Annotated in this window: 13 protein-coding genes; 9 read left to right on the forward strand and 4 right to left on the reverse strand. The window is 67.5% G+C overall.

What is annotated here, in order from left to right; translation table 11 throughout:
* Positions 1–310 precede the first annotated feature (310 nt).
* Positions 311–6,649 carry a polymorphic toxin-type HINT domain-containing protein gene (locus P3T37_RS21380; RefSeq protein ID WP_280725351.1) on the forward strand — a complete coding sequence of 2,113 codons (6,339 nt, stop codon included), beginning with the start codon at positions 311–313 and terminating at the stop codon, positions 6,647–6,649.
* A gap of 3 nt (positions 6,650–6,652) precedes the next feature.
* Positions 6,653–7,075, forward strand: a complete 423-nt coding sequence (locus P3T37_RS21385; RefSeq protein ID WP_280725352.1) for a DUF4259 domain-containing protein — start codon at positions 6,653–6,655, stop codon at positions 7,073–7,075.
* A gap of 112 nt (positions 7,076–7,187) precedes the next feature.
* On the opposite strand, the gene P3T37_RS21390 is transcribed toward P3T37_RS21385, so the two are convergent.
* The 3 genes from P3T37_RS21390 to P3T37_RS21400 all read right to left on the reverse strand — a co-directional run bounded on the left by P3T37_RS21390 (position 7,188) and on the right by P3T37_RS21400 (position 10,414).
* A complete protein-coding gene (locus P3T37_RS21390; protein WP_280725353.1) occupies positions 7,188–8,513 on the reverse strand; it encodes a site-specific integrase in 1,326 nt (441 codons plus the stop codon).
* Positions 8,513–8,698, reverse strand: coding sequence for a helix-turn-helix domain-containing protein (locus P3T37_RS21395; RefSeq protein ID WP_280725354.1), 186 nt, complete (start codon positions 8,696–8,698; stop codon positions 8,513–8,515). Before P3T37_RS21395 ends, P3T37_RS21390 begins: the two co-directional genes overlap by 1 nt.
* A gap of 321 nt (positions 8,699–9,019) precedes the next feature.
* Entirely contained in the window at positions 9,020–10,414 is a 1,395-nt protein-coding gene (locus tag P3T37_RS21400; RefSeq protein ID WP_280725355.1) for a replication initiator, read from the reverse strand.
* Between the two features lie 338 nt (positions 10,415–10,752).
* Here P3T37_RS21400 and P3T37_RS21405 point away from each other — a divergent pair, with 338 nt between their 5' ends.
* The 3 genes from P3T37_RS21405 to P3T37_RS21415 all read left to right on the forward strand — a co-directional run bounded on the left by P3T37_RS21405 (position 10,753) and on the right by P3T37_RS21415 (position 11,916).
* Positions 10,753–11,130 (forward strand): winged helix-turn-helix domain-containing protein, encoded by a 378-nt coding sequence (locus P3T37_RS21405; RefSeq protein WP_280725356.1) that lies wholly within the window; start codon positions 10,753–10,755, stop codon positions 11,128–11,130.
* Between the two features lie 182 nt (positions 11,131–11,312).
* Positions 11,313–11,603, forward strand: coding sequence for a hypothetical protein (locus tag P3T37_RS21410; RefSeq protein WP_110673531.1), 291 nt, complete (start codon positions 11,313–11,315; stop codon positions 11,601–11,603).
* Entirely contained in the window at positions 11,596–11,916 is a 321-nt protein-coding gene (locus P3T37_RS21415) for a hypothetical protein (protein ID WP_280725357.1), read from the forward strand. Before P3T37_RS21410 ends, P3T37_RS21415 begins: the two co-directional genes overlap by 8 nt.
* Before the next feature lie 539 nt (positions 11,917–12,455).
* On the opposite strand, the gene P3T37_RS21420 is transcribed toward P3T37_RS21415, so the two are convergent.
* The gene (locus P3T37_RS21420; RefSeq protein WP_348533264.1) at positions 12,456–13,475 is read right to left on the reverse strand and encodes a transcriptional regulator; all 1,020 of its coding nucleotides are present in this window, start codon (positions 13,473–13,475) and stop codon (positions 12,456–12,458) included.
* A gap of 292 nt (positions 13,476–13,767) precedes the next feature.
* Between P3T37_RS21420 and P3T37_RS21425 the strand changes: the two genes are divergently transcribed.
* From P3T37_RS21425 to P3T37_RS21440, 4 genes are all read left to right on the forward strand, one after another.
* Positions 13,768–14,145 (forward strand): hypothetical protein, encoded by a 378-nt coding sequence (locus P3T37_RS21425; RefSeq protein WP_280725359.1) that lies wholly within the window; start codon positions 13,768–13,770, stop codon positions 14,143–14,145.
* Positions 14,146–14,221: 76 nt separating this feature from the next.
* A complete protein-coding gene (locus P3T37_RS21430; protein ID WP_280725360.1) occupies positions 14,222–14,473 on the forward strand; it encodes a hypothetical protein in 252 nt (83 codons plus the stop codon).
* A 584-nt stretch (positions 14,474–15,057) separates the two neighbouring features.
* Positions 15,058–15,477, forward strand: coding sequence for a hypothetical protein (locus P3T37_RS21435; protein ID WP_280725361.1), 420 nt, complete (start codon positions 15,058–15,060; stop codon positions 15,475–15,477).
* Between the two features lie 180 nt (positions 15,478–15,657).
* Positions 15,658–16,275: a hypothetical protein gene (locus tag P3T37_RS21440; protein WP_280725405.1), complete on the forward strand. Its 618-nt coding sequence runs from the start codon at positions 15,658–15,660 to the stop codon at positions 16,273–16,275.
* The last annotated feature ends 175 nt before the right edge of the window (positions 16,276–16,450 follow it).

Here is a 16,450-nt window from a genome sequence, read left to right on the forward strand (position 1 = left end):
GAATATTCGTTCGCCTAGGGTCTGGTGAGATTGCGTCATCGGAGTCATCTCGTGACGCTCCGTGAGGTTCAACAGCACCGGGGAGTGCCTGTGGTGGGGGTTCGGCGCATGCGTACGCCTTCGGGACGCAAACGGCGTCCACGCAAAAGCGGCATGAGCCTGGCGCTCGTGTTCGCGGTCCTGCTCGCATTGCTGACCGCGCCGACCGCGGCAGCGCTCGGCTCGACGCCTTCCGGCAAGAATTGTGGACTCGTGGGCCCTCTCCCAGTCGTGGGCCGACCCTGGGGACGGCACCCCTCAGTCGCTGTGGTTGGACCAGATCATTCGCACCGGGTACACCAGCGGCAACACCATCCCGTTGCCGCCAGTGACGTTCTACGCCGGCGCCGAGATGGCGAACCGGGTCAACACCACTGTCGCCGTGCCTGACAGCGTGCCGCCGCAGACGATGGGCCTGCCGCAGTTCAACCAGCCGCGGATGAGGACGATCACCACCGAGACCGGTGGCAGGATCAACATCATCTACAACGACGCCGCTGCCGCCGGCACCAACCCGAAGCCCTGCTCGTTCGCCTACAACGCGGGTCCCTCGCCGGACAGCAACACACTGCCCTGTATGCCCGTCAAGTGGCATCTTCCGGGAGCGAGTTCGCCCAACCCCGTCGACGACTGGTTCCACAAGTACCTGGTCACCGACGTGACCGAGCAGGATACCGGCACCGGCACCTCCGTCCTCAAGTCGACCCACTACACCTACGGTGGCTGCGGGGGCGCCGCCTGGCATCACAACGACTCCGAGTTCACGGACCCCACCACCCGAACCTGGGACGACTTCCGCGGCTACCAGACGGTCACCACCACAACCGGCAGTGCGAACAGCGGACAGGCGCCCCAGACACAGCAGACCGTCACCTACCTGCGTGGCATGGACGGCGATGCCTGGGCCACCAACTCGCAGTGCACCGGTCAGGTCGCCAACCCGCTCGGCGGCCCGAGCGTCACCGACAGCAACTGGCTGGCCGGCTCGGTCCTGGCCACCCAGATCTATGACCAGGCCGGTGGCAAGGTCCTGTCGATGACCGGGACCACGTCCAGCAACGATCAGAAGCCCACCGCCACCCACACTCCGTCGCCGCCGATCAGCGGCGTTCCACCGCTGATCGCACGCACGCCAGCCAAGCAGCTCACGACGACTGTCATGGCGCTCCTGGCCAACAACACCTGGCGGACCACCTCCAAGGTCGACACCATCGATCAGGACCACGGTGCCCGACTGAAGCAGAGCGACGACAAGGGCGACGGCACCACCGCGACCCCGGAGATCTGCACAACCATCAGCTACGCGGCTGGTGCCGCTGCTCCCACCAACGCGGTGCTGTCGGCCGTGAGTGAGAAGCAGGCTGTCACCGGTCCCTGCGGTACCACCGCGACGGCAACCAGCACGGTCTCCGACAACCGGACCCTCTATGACGGCAAGCTGTTCGGCCAACTCGGCGGGTTCGGCGACCCGTCCAGCAGCCAGGCGCTGGACCACTACGACGCCAGCGGGAACCCCGTCTACGTCCTGTCGGGCAGCGTGGCCTCCACCGACGCCTACGGCCGCACTCTGAGCGTCTCGACCACCGACGGCTCGACCTACGACGCCGCGGGCAACCAGCTGACCGGCGCGACCACGGCAGTGGCCACGACGACCACCGCGTACACCCCGGCCACGGGCGCGCTCCCGACCTCCATCAGCACCACCAACCCGCTCGGCTGGACGAGCACAGTCACCCAGGACCCGGGCCGCGCACTGCCGTTGACGTCGAGCGATCCCAACAAGCGGGTGACCACCGAGCACTACGACGGCCTCGGCCGCCTCATCGACGTCTGGCAGCCCGACCGGGCGACCGACCAGACAGCGAGCGTCGAGTACTCGTACGCGATGGGCAGCGCCACGGCTCCGTCCGTGGTCACCACCCGTACCCTGCGCGAGACGCTGTCCAACAGCACCGCGATAAACGACTTCTCCTGGAAGACCGAGCTCTACGACGGCCTGGGCCGGCTCGTGCAAACCCAGACCACCGTCCCCCAGACCGGTCCCGGACGACTGATCTCCGACACCGTCTACGACTCGCACGGCTGGGCCACCCTCACCAGGTCGCCGTACTACGACATCACCACTCTCCCGAACGGCACACTCGTCACACCGGTCGACTCCCAGGTCCCCAGCGAGACCAAAACCACCTACGACGGGATGGGCCGCGTCACCCAGAGCGAGTTCCTGTCGTACAACCAGCCGCAGTGGGGCACCACCACTGCCTACCCAGGCGCCGACCGCACCGATGTGACTCCGCCCCAGGGCGGAACACCCACCAGCACCATGACCGACTCGCGCGGCCACACCACCGCCCTGTGGCAGTACCGCGCCACCACCGTGACCGGTAACGCCACCGACGCCGACGTCACCTCCTACAACTACACCCCGAGCGGGCAACCGGCCTCGCGCACCGACGCCGCCGGAAACACCTGGAGCTACACCTACGACCTGCTCGGCCGCCAGACGTCCGTCTCCGACCCGGACACCGGTGTCACGAAGACGTTCTACGACGCCGACTCAAGGGTCGACCATACGACCGACGCCAAGAGCAACACGCTCGCCTACAGCTACGACCTGCTCGGCCGCAAGACCGGCCTCTACACCGGCAGCGTCGCGCCCGCCAACCAGCAGGCCGGCTGGACCTACGACACCCTGGCGCTGGGACAGTTGACCTCCTCCACTCGCTACGGAAAGGGCGGCACCACCGGCCCGGCCTACACGGAGGCGACCACCGGATACGACACCGCCTACCACCCGCTCGGCACCAGCGTCACCATCCCGTCCGCGGAGGGCAAGCTGGCCGGCACCTACACCACCACCAACACCTACAACCCGGTCCTCGGCACCCCGCTGAAGACGACCCTGCCTTCCCTCCCGTTCCTGCCAGCCGGAACTCCCGCCGAGACGGTCGGCTACGCCTACACGCTCTCCGGATACCTGATCGACTCCAGCGGTGACAACACACTGGTCCAGGGCGTCAACTACGACGCCTATGGCCGACCGGTCAAGACCACCGTCGGCACACCTGGCAATGCCGTCAACTCCGTCCAGCAGTACGACCAGGCGTCCGGCCACGTCATCAACTCCTGGATCGACCCGCAGAACGTCACGTCCTCCGCCGACCAGTACACCTATACCTACAACCCGGCAGGCAGCGTCACCTCGGTCAGCGACAACGAGAGCACCGCGGCCACCGACACCCAGTGCTTCACCTACGACTACCTCGGGCGCCTGGCCAGCGCCTGGACGGACACCGGCGGCACGCAGACCCGTCCCACGGGCACCTGGTACGACACGACCACCACCAACCCCATCGGCTCCGGCACCTCGGTCTCCGTTCCCGGCATCGGCGGCTGCAACAACGCCAGCGGCCCAGCCGGGCCCGCCAGCGTGGGCGGCCCGTCACCGTACTGGCAGAACTACACCTACGACTCCACCGGCAACCGCACCGGCCTGACCTCCCACAACACGACCGGGGCCCCGATGCTGGACCCCTCGCAGGTCAATCAGGTCTCCACGGCCTCGGACGGCACCCAGACCTGGGGCGTGACCGTGGCCAACGGAGCCGTGTGGACCGCTCCGCAGAACGCGGACGGCAGCTGGGCCTCCTTCAGTAACCTGATGACCCAGGCGGGCTCGCTGCCTGCGGTCAGCTCGGTCTCGGCGGCTGTCAGCAACGGACAGCTGCAGATCATGGCGATCGCCGGAGGAAAGCTCTGGCACACCATCCGCAAGGCCGACGGCACGTGGCAGGCCTGGGGCGACGTCTTTGCGGCCGTGGGCAGCAGCCTCCCCTCGCCCAGCCAGCTCTCCCTCACCGCCACCGCCTCCGGACTCGAGGTCCTGACCACGTCCGGCGGCAAGCTGTGGCACACCATCCGTCACCCCGACGGAACTTGGCAGACGATCGGCTGGGGTGACGTCTTCGCCAACGTCGGCACCCTCGCCTCCACCGATCAGATCGCCGCAGCCGCCACTCCCTCCGGACTTGAGCTCATGGTGGGCTCCGGCGGCAAGCTCTGGCACACCGTTCGTCACCCCGACGGGACCTGGCAGTCGATCGGCTGGGGCGACGTCTTCGGCGCGACCGGCGCGCTGCCCGGCATCGCGACGGGTCCGAACCAGCTCTCGCTCGCCGGAACCACCGGGGGCCTGGAAGTCATGGCCATCGCCAACGGCAAGCCCTTCAACGTCCTGCGCAACTCCAGCGGCTCCTGGTCGGGCTGGGGCGACGTCACCGGCGCAGTCGGCCCTCTCCAGCCGATTTACATCCTCGCAGCAGCAGCGTCGGGAGCCGACCTCAAGGTCCTCACGGTCGGATCGGGGCAGCTCAACTACACCAAGCGCGACGGCACCACCCAGGGCTGGACCCCCTGGTCCGTGATGAACCAGGGCACCAGCGTCGACACCGTCACCACGTCCAACTACCCCGCCCCCGGCACGGTCAACACCGCCACCAAGGCACCCAACACCGGTGGCGGTACCGGCGGCCCGCACGCACTGCTCTCCACCACGACCACCAGCCCTGGCCAATCCTCCACCTCCACCTACCAGTACGACCAACTCGGCAACACCACTTCCGTCACCAGCACCTCCGGCACCACCAACCTCGCCTGGAACAACGAGGACCAACTCAGCTCCGCCAGCACCACGGGCCAGAACGGCGGCACCAGCTACCTCTACGACGCCGACGGCAACCAGCTCATCCGCTACGACCCGGGGAAGACCACGGTCAACCTCGGCGCCGACGAGCTGACCCTCTACACCGACAACTCGATGAGCGACGTCCGCTCCTACGGCGCGCCCGGCGGCATCACCATCACGCGGGTCTTCACCCCTCAGAACCCCGCCGGCACGACCGTCTACCAGGCCGCTGATCCGCACGGAACCAACGGCGTCCAGATCGGCACGGACGCGGCCCAGACCGTCACCCGCCGCCTCACCGACCCCTTCGGCAACCCCCGCGGCAGCCAGCCCGCTGCTGGCACCTGGGCCGGCGACAAGGGCTTCGTCGGCGGCACCCAGGACCCCGTCACCGGCCTCACCAACCTCGGAGCCCGCGAGTACGACCCCGTCCACGGCCGCTTCCTCAACCCCGACCCCCTCCTGGACACCTCCGACCCCCAGCAGTGGAACGGCTACGCCTACAGCAGCAACGACCCGGTCAACAGCTCCGACCCCACCGGCCTGTGCCCGCCCGACATCTGCGGTGTCGGAACCCCCATCGGTGGCACCGGTAGCAGCCCCGGCAACCCCACCCGTTATGTCGAAACCGGCCCGGAAGACCCTGACAACCCAGACGCCGGCGAAGTACGCCATGGTGTGTATTCCCCATCTGCGCCCAACACCAGCAAGGGCAACGGCAACGGGAAGGGCGGCAACGGCAAGCCCAAGAAGAAGGACTTCTGGCACGACCCGATCGGATGGTCCTGGGACCACAAGGCCGACATCGGTTCCGCCATCGTCGAAAGCGTTGTCTACAGCGGCTGTATCGGCGGATCCCTCGGCGGCGCCGCGGAGACCGGCGGCGCCAGCCTTCTAGCCCTCGCCGGCTGCGGTGCGGCGGCCGGCGCAGCGGGAGCGGCAACCTACGACCTCCTCAGCCCCGACTCACCCACCACCCCCGGCGGCGTCTTCGCCGACGTGGTCACCGGAGCGGCCTTCGGCGCTGCGGGCTCCTTGCTGGGCCGGGCGGCAGGCGTGGTCGGCAGTGCGGTGATGGCCAAGGCCGCGCCCATGCTCGGCGACGCAGCCACGGACATCGCCTCCAAACTCGGGCGCATCACCTGCGCCAACAGTTTCCCTGCGGCCACACTCGTCCTTCTGGCCGACGGCAGCACCAAGGCGATCAGCACCCTCGCAGTCGGCGACCAGGTCGCCTCAACCGATCCGCAGACCGGGCTGACCCTGGCCGAACCAGTGACTCAGACCATCGTCACCCCCGATGACCACGCCTTCACCGATCTCACCCTGACCACCCACACCCACACCCTCGCCTCCCTCACCTCCACCCAGCACCACCCCTACTGGGACATCACCACCCACCGCTGGACCAACGCCGCCGACCTACACGTCGGCGACCAACTCCTGACCACGGACGGCAGCACCGTCACCGTCCAGGCGGCACGGAACTACGAGACCGCTGAGCAGACTGCATACAACCTCACGGTCGCGGACCTCCACACGTACTATGTGCTCGCAGGGGTCACGCCGGTCCTGGTTCACAATTGTGATCCGGTCAAGGATTTCGGCGTGCCAAATACTCCAGGCGTTTACACCATCCACCTGAATAGCGGCGAGAAGTATGTAGGTATGTCGACCGCCAATATTCAGGACCGCGTGGCTGCTTCGATCAAGCCGGGCCATGCGGTGACAACTGCAGGCTACTCGTGTGCGGATATCTGTAACGTGAGCTGGATTCCACTTCCTGCGGGCGTGAAGTCAGTTACGGCACGCCGAGTCGAACAGTCGGTGATGGAGGGCCTGAAGAGTCGCGGCGTGTCCCTTGTCAATCGACGAGATCCCGAGTTCGATGTAAGTGGTCTAGGTGGCAATTCGAACTGGAGGTAGGGCATGGGAACCTGGGGTGCTGGGCTTCTCGACAGTGATAGTGCGCAAGACTTCCTTGATCAGGCGAAAGGCATGCCCACTGAGGCGAGGTCGGCCTTGGTAGAGCAAGTTGTGGTTCGCGTCGCGGGAGACGCATCTGTCGTAAATCGGGAATTTGTTCCCGAGGAGGTTATCGCGGCCGTTGCGATTGTTGCTGCGACCATTACCGAGACGGGTGATTATGCATGGATGCATAACGAGGACCTGGTTGAGGTGACCCGCGAGATGGACCCGCAGATTCACTTGCGTGATGCCGCCGTTTTGGCTCTGGCCGCTGTGGCAGGAAATCGCAATTCTCCTCTGCTTTCAGGCTGGAAGAGTGAGGATGACCTTCGCTCGGTAGAACAACAGGTCGATGAGATTAGGAGCGCGCTCAGCGGAAGCTAGCGGAGACCTGACCTGGTAGTTTGGTCGGCCTGTAATGGCCAAGCGAGAAGCCCCGTCGAAGGCGACTTCAACGGGGCTTCTCGGGTTTTGACGGCAGTAGTTGACGGCAACGTCAGCGGACGGGTGCTGCACAAAGTGGTGGTTCGTCGCCGTCGTCGGGTCGGGTGGCGGTCTCGTCGGGGTTGCGGAGGGCGTTGCCGAGGAGGTCTATGGCGTCGCGCTGGAGGCGGAGTCGGACGTGGGCGTACACCGTCGCGGTCACCCCGATGTGGGCATGGCCCAACAGCTCCTTGATGACGACGAGTTCGACGCCCTGTTCCAGGAGGAGGGTCGCCGCCGAGTGCCGGAGGTCGTGGAAGCGGATGCGGCGGAGCCTGGCGCGGCGGAGCAGGGCGGTGAAGTGCCGGGTGAGCGTGGCCCCTTCGATGGGGGCGCCGTTGGGCCGGGTGAAGACGTAGCCGCTGTCCCTCCAGCCGGTGCCTGCCACTTCGCGTTCCAGGCGCTGCTGGTCGCGGTGCTGTTCGAGGGAGCGCAGGCACGGCGTGGGCAGCGCGATCCGCCGCTCCGAGCTCTGGGTCTTGGTCGGCAGGGCGGTCAGGCCGCCGGTGTTGGTGCGTTGGAGGGTGCGGCGGATGCTGGCGGTGCCGCTGGCCAGGTCGAGGTCTTCCCAGCGCAGGCCGAGGAGTTCGCCCTTGCGGAGTCCGGTGCGTAGGGCGAGTTCGAACAGCGCGCTCAGCTGGTGCCCGTTCGTGGCGCTGAGGAAGTCGCGTGCCTCTTCGGCGGTGAGGGGTTCGAAGCGGCGGGGCCTTGGGGTGCCCATGCGGACGTTGCGGGCGACGTTGCGCGGGATCTCCTCTTCGCGGACGGCGTGCTCCAGGGCGGACTTGAGCACGGAGTGCACGTAGGCCAGCGTCAGCGGGGACAGCCGCTTGGAGCAGCACGTTCCGATGGCGCAGCACTGCGGCTTGTCGCGGGTGGTGTCGAGGCCGCGTGCGCAGCACTGGCAGGTGGTGCGGAGTTGGTCGAGCCAGGTGCGGACGTCCTTGGCGGTGAGCTTGGCGAGGTTCTTCTTGCCCAGGCCGGGGAGGAGGTAGAGGCGGACGACGGCGGTGTAGCGGGTGTGGGTGTTCTCGCGGAGCCGGTGGACGGCGACGCTCTCCAGCCAGTACGTGAGGAATGCTGCGAGGCTGCCCTGGGCGGTGGGGGTGGGGATGCCGCGGTTGCTGGTGGCGATCTTCTCGGTGAGCTTGGCGACGGCGTCCTTGCGGGTGGTGCCGTAGACGCGGATGCGTTTGCGGGTGTCGCCTGCGGCGAGGACGTATCCGGCGGCTTCCCAGCGGCCGTCCTTGCGCTGGTAGACGGTGCCGTCGCCGTTGGCGCGGACCCTGCGAGAACTGGTGCTGGTGCTGGGGGCGGGGTTGGTTTCGGAGCTGGTCATCAGGCTGCCTCTGCGAGTTGGTGGTGGACGAGGGCGGTCAGGGCGTGGGCGGGGATGCGGCGGGCGCGGCCGATGGTGATCGAGGCGAGCCGCCGGGTGCGGATGAGGTCGTAGACGGTGGAGCGGCTGATCTTCAGGCGGGCCATGACCTCGGGGACAGTGAGGAGTTCGGACTCGGCGGTCACGCGATCGCCCCCGTCTGGACGGCGGTGGTCAGCGGGGCGGTGGAGTGACCGGCCCGGTCACCGGCGCGCCGCGCCCGCCGGGGACGGCTCGGGTGCTCGGGTCGACGGCTTCGTATAGCGGTCAATAGGTTGGCGAGGTGGGCGAGTTCGGGCAGGAGGCCGGATCCGGCGTACTGCCAGTGCGAGATCACCAGAGTCGTGTCCGCGCCGCCGGATCGCCCGTGCCTCTCGTATTGACCGGTGCGGTGACCGGGGCCGGGGTCGGAGTGGCCGGCGGTCAGGTCACTGCGGTCACCGTGCCGGTCAGTGACCGGCCGACCCTCACGCACCCGGTCCCTGCTCGGCGAATCGGCCGACCAGAGCCGGGTCGGCCGCCGTCGAGGCGGCGGTTTCGGGTTGACGGGTGCGCCAGGTGGTGCGTTCGGCTCGGAGGTGGGTGAGGGTGGTGGAGTAGTGGCGGGTGCGGGTGGAGAAGTGGCCTCGGAAGCCGAGCATGTGGGCCCACTGGCGCAGGCGGAGGTGGGTGTGCTGGGGCTGGGTGCCGAGGTGCCAGGCGGTGTGGATCATGCGGCGGCCGTGGTCGGTGAGGTCGTGCTGGGCGAGTTCGGCGAGGAAGCGGAGTCGGCGGTCGAGGGTGCCGGTGGTGGTTTCGGCTCCCTTGGTGGCGTATTTGGCGATGTAGGCGGCGACGTGGCGGTCGGTGACGGGGGCGTCGCCGGTGAAGTCGGTACTGCGGATCGCGCGGACGTCGATCTCCCGCCCGAACCGGAACACCATGGGCTCCGGCGGCCGTGCCCGGTCGGCCTCCCCGGCCCGGGAGGGGTGTTGGTGCTGGACGCGGGTGCGGTTGGCGGCGGCGCGGATGGCGTGGTCGAGGAGGTCTGCGGTGGCCCAGGTGGGTGGGGTGCTGTTGGGGCCGGTGGGTCCGTCGATGCGGATGACGGTGTGGAAGTGGATCTGGCCGCGCTTTTGGTATTCGGCGACCTTGGCGTAGGAGAGCGTGGCGTGGTGGCGCAGGGTGCGCTGGGTCAGTCCGGCGGCTTTGGCGATCTCGCGGCGTAGGTGGGTGGTGAAGCGGGCCCACAGGGCGGGGGCGTGGGCGTTCCACAGCACCGGCCCGGTGTAGTCGTACCGCTGCGGGTTCTGCGGGGTGCCGAGGAGCGGGTCGCCGTCGGGGTGCCGGGTGCCGCAGGTGCAGGGGGTGGTGCCGGGTTGGTTGTGGACGGGGCCGAAGCCGGGGGCGGTGAGGGTGGCGAAGACGCGGGGGTGGGTGGCGACGGTGGTGGGGATGGTCTTGCCGCCGCGTAGTCCGGCGGCGATGAGCTGGTAGGTGTCGTAGCGGTAGAGGGTGGAGCAGGCGGGGCGGCGGGTGGTGCGGCGGTTGCCGCAGCGCAGCAGGAGTTCGCTGGCGGGCAGGTGGCGGGTGTCGAGGTGGTCGAGGATCTGGCCGGTGGCGGCGTTGAGGCGGGTGCGGTGTCCGGTCATGCGGATCGGGCGGGTGCAGCCGCCCAGCGAGCCGATGTGCCGGGCCAGGGGCGCGAGGTAACCGGCGGTGGCGAGCTTGGCCAACCGGGCCGTCAGGCGACCCCGGCGTTCCAGCGCCGAGTCCCTGTTCGCGGACGTGTCGGCGCTCCTGGCGAGCGCCGGTGCGGCGAACGCCGTGCTGGCGGGAGTGGAGGTGGTTGCAGGGGAGAGGAGTTGGAGCTGTGCGGGCATGGGGACAGACCTCCGGCAGGGGGCGAGAGAAGAGGAGAGGCGGCTGAGGGGCGACCCGGGTGGTCGGCGCGCGAGGGAACCGTGCGCGTGGGTGGTGGGCCGGGGGCGTCTGACCTGGTCAGTGGTGGTGATCACCGGCGGTGCGTGAAAGTAGCATCGCTTCAAGGGCGCATTCAAGTGCATCCCTCCTCATCTATTTCGGTGGGTGGTTCGGATGCGGGTACTGTGGCCTGGTTTTCCGGTTTGGACGGGCCGAGTTTCGGTGGTAATGGCGCAGAGAGGGCGGGTGACCTGCGGTGACGGTGGGGCGGCGGGGGCGTAGACCGGCGGGCGGCACGGTGTTGCTGACGTTCGAGGTCATCGCCGAGGCCCTGCGGGGGCGGATCCGCGCCGGGGAGCTGAAGCCTGGGGACGCGCTGCCGACGCAGGCCGTTTTGATGGCGGAGTACGGGGCCTCGAGCCTGTCCGTGCAGAAGGCCATGGCCCTGCTGAAGCAGGACGGCTACGCGATCTCCCGCCCCGGCAAGGGAGCCTTCGTCGCCCACCCCGACGACGCCGATGACCTCGACGGCCGAGACGTCGGGACCGTGCGCGTCGGCGGGACGGTGGCTCGCGTCGAGGCGCTGGAGCGGGCGCTGGCCGAGGCCGTCGAGCGGATCGCCGACCTGCGTGCTCGCGTCGAGGCTTTGGAAGCGGGCGGCGTGCCGAGGGGGTGAGCTGCGGCATTCCGGCCCGTGGCCGCTGGATCGGGTGACTTCTCCGGCTTCTCAGCGCGTCGGGGGTGAGGGCAGGGTTAAGGTCGGCCGGGTCGGGGATCCCGGGCGTGGCGATGGTGTGTCGACGCCTGGGGTGCCGGGAGGCAGACTGGGTTGAGTAGTAGGAGAGGCAGGGAGCTGGGATGTCGGTGCAGCCGATCGAGGACGCCGGGGATTCGGTGCCGCGCAACGCGGAGGGGATCGCGGCGGCGCTGTCCGGGGCGCGGCGGATGGAGTTCTACCGGGAGTTGCTGGCGGCCGCGCCGCAGGACGCGGAGGCGGTGCTGCGGCGCTGGTGGTGCGAGGCGGTCCTCGATGTCGGGCAGGCCCGCGGCGACCAGTTGACCGCCGCCGCCCTGGCAGGCACGCTGCCCCTGCGCAGCGTCGCCTCGGTGATCGAGCACCGTCGCGCGGCGGGGCTGCCCGTTGAGTGACGTCGATCAGCCGTACGACGAGGACGGCGAGGGCGGCGAGGACGAGGGCTGGCCCTGCTACCTCTCCCCGGAGGTCGAGGCCCTGTTCCAGGACCCGGCAGCGACCGGGGCGATCTTCAGCGCCATCGTCTCCGCCACCGTGCGGATCAACGCCACACGCGGCCTCGTGCCCGGCAGCACTGCCTCCGAGCGCTGGCCCCAGCAACGGCGTATCGCACTCGGCCCCGGAGGCTCCCTCGGGGTCGCCGAGTACGTCATCGTCGCCGACGCCCCCGAACCCCACTGCGTTATCACCCGCGTCCAGCTCTACTGACCAGCCACCCCACGCGGGCGCGAGCCGCCGGGACGCCGGTCGAGGCGGTGCGTCCAGATTTTCTCTACGAGGTTCAAGGCGGGCTCCGCCCGTTGGAGCTGGCCCGACGTCGCCGACCGACCCAGACCGGACCAGCATCCGAGGCCCTCGCGGATGTCAGCGGTCAGTCGCGTCGTGGGCGGGTTCGACCGGTACCCGATGGGAGCAAGTTGTGGGGTAAGCACTGCTTACCCCAGCACCGCCCAGGGTCGGAGCAAGTTGTGGGGTAAGGACTCCTTGCGCCTTGCGGAGCAAGTTGTCGCCTGCGACCGTCCTACGGTCGGATCGCGGGCACAGGGTCGGCCAGGGGTCCGACCCTCCGTTTCCACCGCCGGGCCCGCCGAGGGCGGTGTCCGACGCCGCCCCGGCTCCGCAGCGCAGGCTCCCCGCCGACCCGCCGACCGCTCCCGTGCCGAGGGACCAGGCCGAGCGCAAGCCAGCCCAGTGCCGAGACGCCCTCAAGCAGCAGTCCGAACTCGCCCCCCGCACGATCGGGACGATCAGGACGCCAGCAGCTCGGCGACCTCGGGAACGTCGCGGAACGCTCGCAGCCGGTCCAGCACGATCCGTGCGCGCTCGGTGGTGCGTTCGCTGCCGCTCTGCCCCAGGGAGAGCATCCGGCCAGCAGTCCCGGCTGCAGCCTCGGGCTCGTTCGCGTCGGCGTAGGCCACGGCCAGCCAGGACAGGTACAGCGCCAACTCCCTCGCGTGACTGGCGTCGTAACGACCCAGGACGTCCGTCAGCAGCGGTACGGCACGCAGGGGCCGGTGCAGCTCGGTGTAGACGCGGGCCTCCATGACCTGGAGTTCCCCTGCGTCCATCCAGTACAGGTACGACGGTGACTCGGTGCCGGCGGAGTCCTTGGCCAGGGCCTCGCTGGCTTCCCCGAGGGCATTCATCGCAGGGCGGTCCTGGCCGGCGCGGGTGTGCGCCCAGGCCACCCGGTCCAGGTACAGCGCGCGGGCCTTCGCCGGAGCATCGGGACCAGCCTCCTCCACTGCGGCGCTAGCCAGGTCCACCGCGTCGCGGGGGCGTCCGGTGTTGCTCCATTGGTAGGCCAGCGAGCCCGCCACGTTCCCCGACAGCACGCCGTCCCCGGCGGCACGGGCGGCACTGATCCCGAGCCGGTAGATCCGCTCCGCCTCGGCGTGCTCGCCCGCGTCGGATGCGACCCAACCGGCGATCTGCGCCAACTCGCCGATCGCCCGTAGCAGTTCACGGCCCACCTGCTCGGTGTGGGTGCCCTCGCGGTAGAGCGTGACCGCCGCCCGCAGTTCCCGCAGGGCAGGGCCGATCAGGTCCTTGCCATACACCACATCGTCGGCCAGCCGCAGGCCGTGCACCCGGTGGACCAGGTCGGTAACCTGCCCGGCACCGATCCGGCGACCCGTTCGCGCCGTCAGCGCGGACAGCGGGTCGCTCTCGGGCAGGAAGTCGGCGACGGTCAGCGCACGCGGCACGGACTCCGGGAACTGGACAGCCTTCGCAGCCTCCAGCAGTTCGCGGGGAACCTCCAACACTCGCGCGAGGAAGGGCAGCCACTCCCGGGGGGACCGAGTGCCGATCTCCCATCGCGACACGTCGTTTCGCGTCGGAGGGACCCGCCTGGGAGCAGCATCGGCCAGCGCCTCGGCCAGCCGCCGCTGACTCCAACCGCGCGCCAAACGCATCCGCCTGACCAGTTCCCCGACCGTCTCCCTCACCTGGCCAGCTTGGCAGACAGCAAGGCAGACACGCTGGCTACTCCGCAAGGTTCGCGCCAAAGGGGACCCTGATCAACAGCCACAGCGAAGCCGACCACGGGCGGGCACGATGAACCAGAACAATAGCCAAGCGGAACGCCTGTCTCGCGGGAGTGCGGAGTCCGCAGGGGAGGGGCCTCGGTTGCTCCCGTGGACCTCCCCGGACGGGAACCCCTGCTACCTGAGCACCGACGGCAAGGGCTACCTCTCGACCCTCGCCGACGAAATCGAAACGGTGCAGATCGGCATGGGTGAGGAACTGTTGGAGTACGCCCGAGGCATCCTGGCACCTGGTGCGCCCGTACGGCCGGCCGTCGAATACCGCTGGCTGGCCTGCCGCCTGACCGAGGCCCTGTCGGACGTGCTCAGAATCGCGGACTCACGCGGGCAGCGCATCCCCGCCCCACGGGAGGCGACCGAAGATACCCGACCTGACGAGCACAGCTGACGGCCAAGTCCGTGACGCCACCTCGGCGGTAGACCTTCGAGACCCGATGACGCGACAGAGGCAAAGGACCACACTGATGGGGACGACCACCCGCTACCGGTTCCGCGAGTACAACGTGACCACCGACCCTGACCCCTTGGCGTTGCCGACCTTCGAGGCGCTCTGCGTCACCGGCGAAGAACAGGACTGCGCTGCCGCGTCCGGCGAGCTGCACACCCCCGATGAGCTGACGCGCTGGATCGCCGGACACTGCGCGCAGACCGGCCACCAGTCCTATCGGCAGACCACCCACACCATCGTCCGTGCCGAGCCCGGAGCGTGGCAGTAGGATCACGCGCGCAGCCGATGACAGCACAACTGGTCTATACCTCTGACGGCAGTAGCGACGGCAACAACCACGGACTTCAGCGCACATCCACGGACACCGACGGACCGTCAAACCACCGTTGAACTGCGAAAAAGCAGGTGGAGAGGGGTCGCGTAGCACACGTACTATGTGCTGGCAGGAGCCACGCCGGTACTTGTGCACAATTGCAATGGAGGGTACGCCGACGTCTATTTTGATGACGCCGAGGGGCATGCCTCCATTTCTGTAACGCATGGAGACATGACGATTCACACTCAGGCAGGGTCGAGGACTGGAGACGACTCCATCCCCAGTGTTCGAATAACTCCGCATTCTCCTGGAACTACTGTCGTCAGGATTCCGCTCGGTGACGCCAAGAACGCCCAAAATGCTCAAATCGCCATGGAGGACTTTAATCTTGGCCCACACGACGACAACACGAACAACTGCGTGACGTACTGCGCGAGAATCCTCAGGATTGGCGGGGTGGACGTTCCAGCCACTGACTCGCAGAACATAGCGGGCTGGCTGCTCAACTCTTCATATCCGCAAAGGAGGCTCTAGTCATGGAATCGGCAGGCTGGAACTGGCTCAAGGGGCAACCGCCGAACTGGGAGGCTCCCGAGAATCTGCGGGGCCCTACCAGCTCTTGGGCCGTCAATCTTGCTGTACAAATGCTCGGCAGCAACATCATCGGTAATCATCTCATCGAACTCGTCGCAGAGTTCATCGCCGCAAAGTCACGGCTTGAACTATGGATGGCTCAGCATGAGCCGCCGCTTGCCCTGAAGCAGCAGTTTGCACTGGGCCGCGGTAGCGCTGATGCCGTGCGGATCGTCTACGAGGCGTGGGTTGTATACGCCACGGCGCATCAGTCGGCGAGAGGGAAAGTGGCAATGGTTGAGAATGAGAAAGCGATGCTGATCGAAGCCCTATCTCAGGCTACAGAAACCCTGGTGCGTTCGCGGAGCGATCAAGTTACATAACCAGAGAGCTGTGATTTCTGGTTCCTGGGTCTCGCCGAGGTGTCATGGCAGATCCCAGGAGTGCAGCTGGACGTGGCGAGAGGTCTCACTGGATTTAATTCCGGCGAGGCCTCTCGTACATTGCCGCGCGTAGCGGAGGGACTAACTGAAGGGTCTCGCCGAACGTGTCGGCGAGTGACTATGTGGCCTAGTGCAGAAGCCTCGAAGGGAGTAAACTTCTGTGGGGCTTCTGGAGTTTGTACAGCAGTAGTTGGCAGCAACATCAGTGGCCGGGTTCTGCACGCATTAGCGGGTCTCTGCCAGCAGCTTCACCCCCGACGGCACGCCGCCGACGTCCTCACCGTCACAGTCACCCCCGGCGAAGCAGACCGCTACAACCTCACCGTCGCAGACCTCCACACGTACTATGTGCTGGCTGGTGCTACGCCAGTCCTCGTCCACAACAGTTGTGGCGGCACGACGCCGCTTTATCGAACTTCTCCGATCGAGCACGGTGACTCGGAGCTAAATAGCGGCCTGAATCATGAGAACTTTCCTCGAACTGACGATGGTTCTTATGATGGAGCTGCTCATTTCGGCAATGAGAAAACCGCATCTGAATGGGCTAAGGGGTCGGTTGATACTCACGGAACTGGCTTTAGGGTTGAGGTTCCGAATGAGTGGCTTCGAGGGCATATTGATGCTGGAAGAATTGAGGAGTGGGAGGGTATGACTGAGGAGCACATGGAGTATGTGATTCCTAGGGAGCTGTTCGACGAGTTCAACTCCTTCCCCCGATTCCCTTGGAGTGGCCGGTGATTGACCCTTCTGATCGACTAGAGAAGTGGCAGCTTGTTCGCGCCACTGTAGTGGCTAAGATGCCATACGGGCTCAGGGTAAGGGTTCCATCAGGAGAGATCGGCGTTGTGGATCGAGTGTTGATCCATGACCTTCCACTGAAGGCTGCCGAGTGGCCCGGCGTAGGAGTTGAGAT

It is taken from the genome of Kitasatospora sp. MAA4 (assembly GCF_029893355.1).
GTDB lineage: Bacteria > Actinomycetota > Actinomycetes > Streptomycetales > Streptomycetaceae > Kitasatospora.

Bases quoted from the DNA above. Each gene is read 5' to 3' on its own strand.
- P3T37_RS21385 (WP_280725352.1), top strand. From the start codon at position 6,653: ATGGGAACCTGGGGTGCTGGGCTTCTCGACAGTGATAGTGCGCAAGAC.
- P3T37_RS21430 (WP_280725360.1), top strand. From the start codon at position 14,222: ATGGGGACGACCACCCGCTACCGGTTCCGCGAGTACAACGTGACCACC.
- P3T37_RS21390 (WP_280725353.1), bottom strand. From the start codon at position 8,513: ATGACCAGCTCCGAAACCAACCCCGCCCCCAGCACCAGCACCAGTTCT.
- P3T37_RS21410 (WP_110673531.1), top strand. From the start codon at position 11,313: ATGTCGGTGCAGCCGATCGAGGACGCCGGGGATTCGGTGCCGCGCAAC.
- P3T37_RS21400 (WP_280725355.1), bottom strand. From the start codon at position 10,414: ATGCCCGCACAGCTCCAACTCCTCTCCCCTGCAACCACCTCCACTCCC.
- P3T37_RS21435 (WP_280725361.1), top strand. From the start codon at position 15,058: ATGGAATCGGCAGGCTGGAACTGGCTCAAGGGGCAACCGCCGAACTGG.
- P3T37_RS21425 (WP_280725359.1), top strand. From the start codon at position 13,768: ATGAACCAGAACAATAGCCAAGCGGAACGCCTGTCTCGCGGGAGTGCG.
- P3T37_RS21440 (WP_280725405.1), top strand. From the start codon at position 15,658: ATGTGGCCTAGTGCAGAAGCCTCGAAGGGAGTAAACTTCTGTGGGGCT.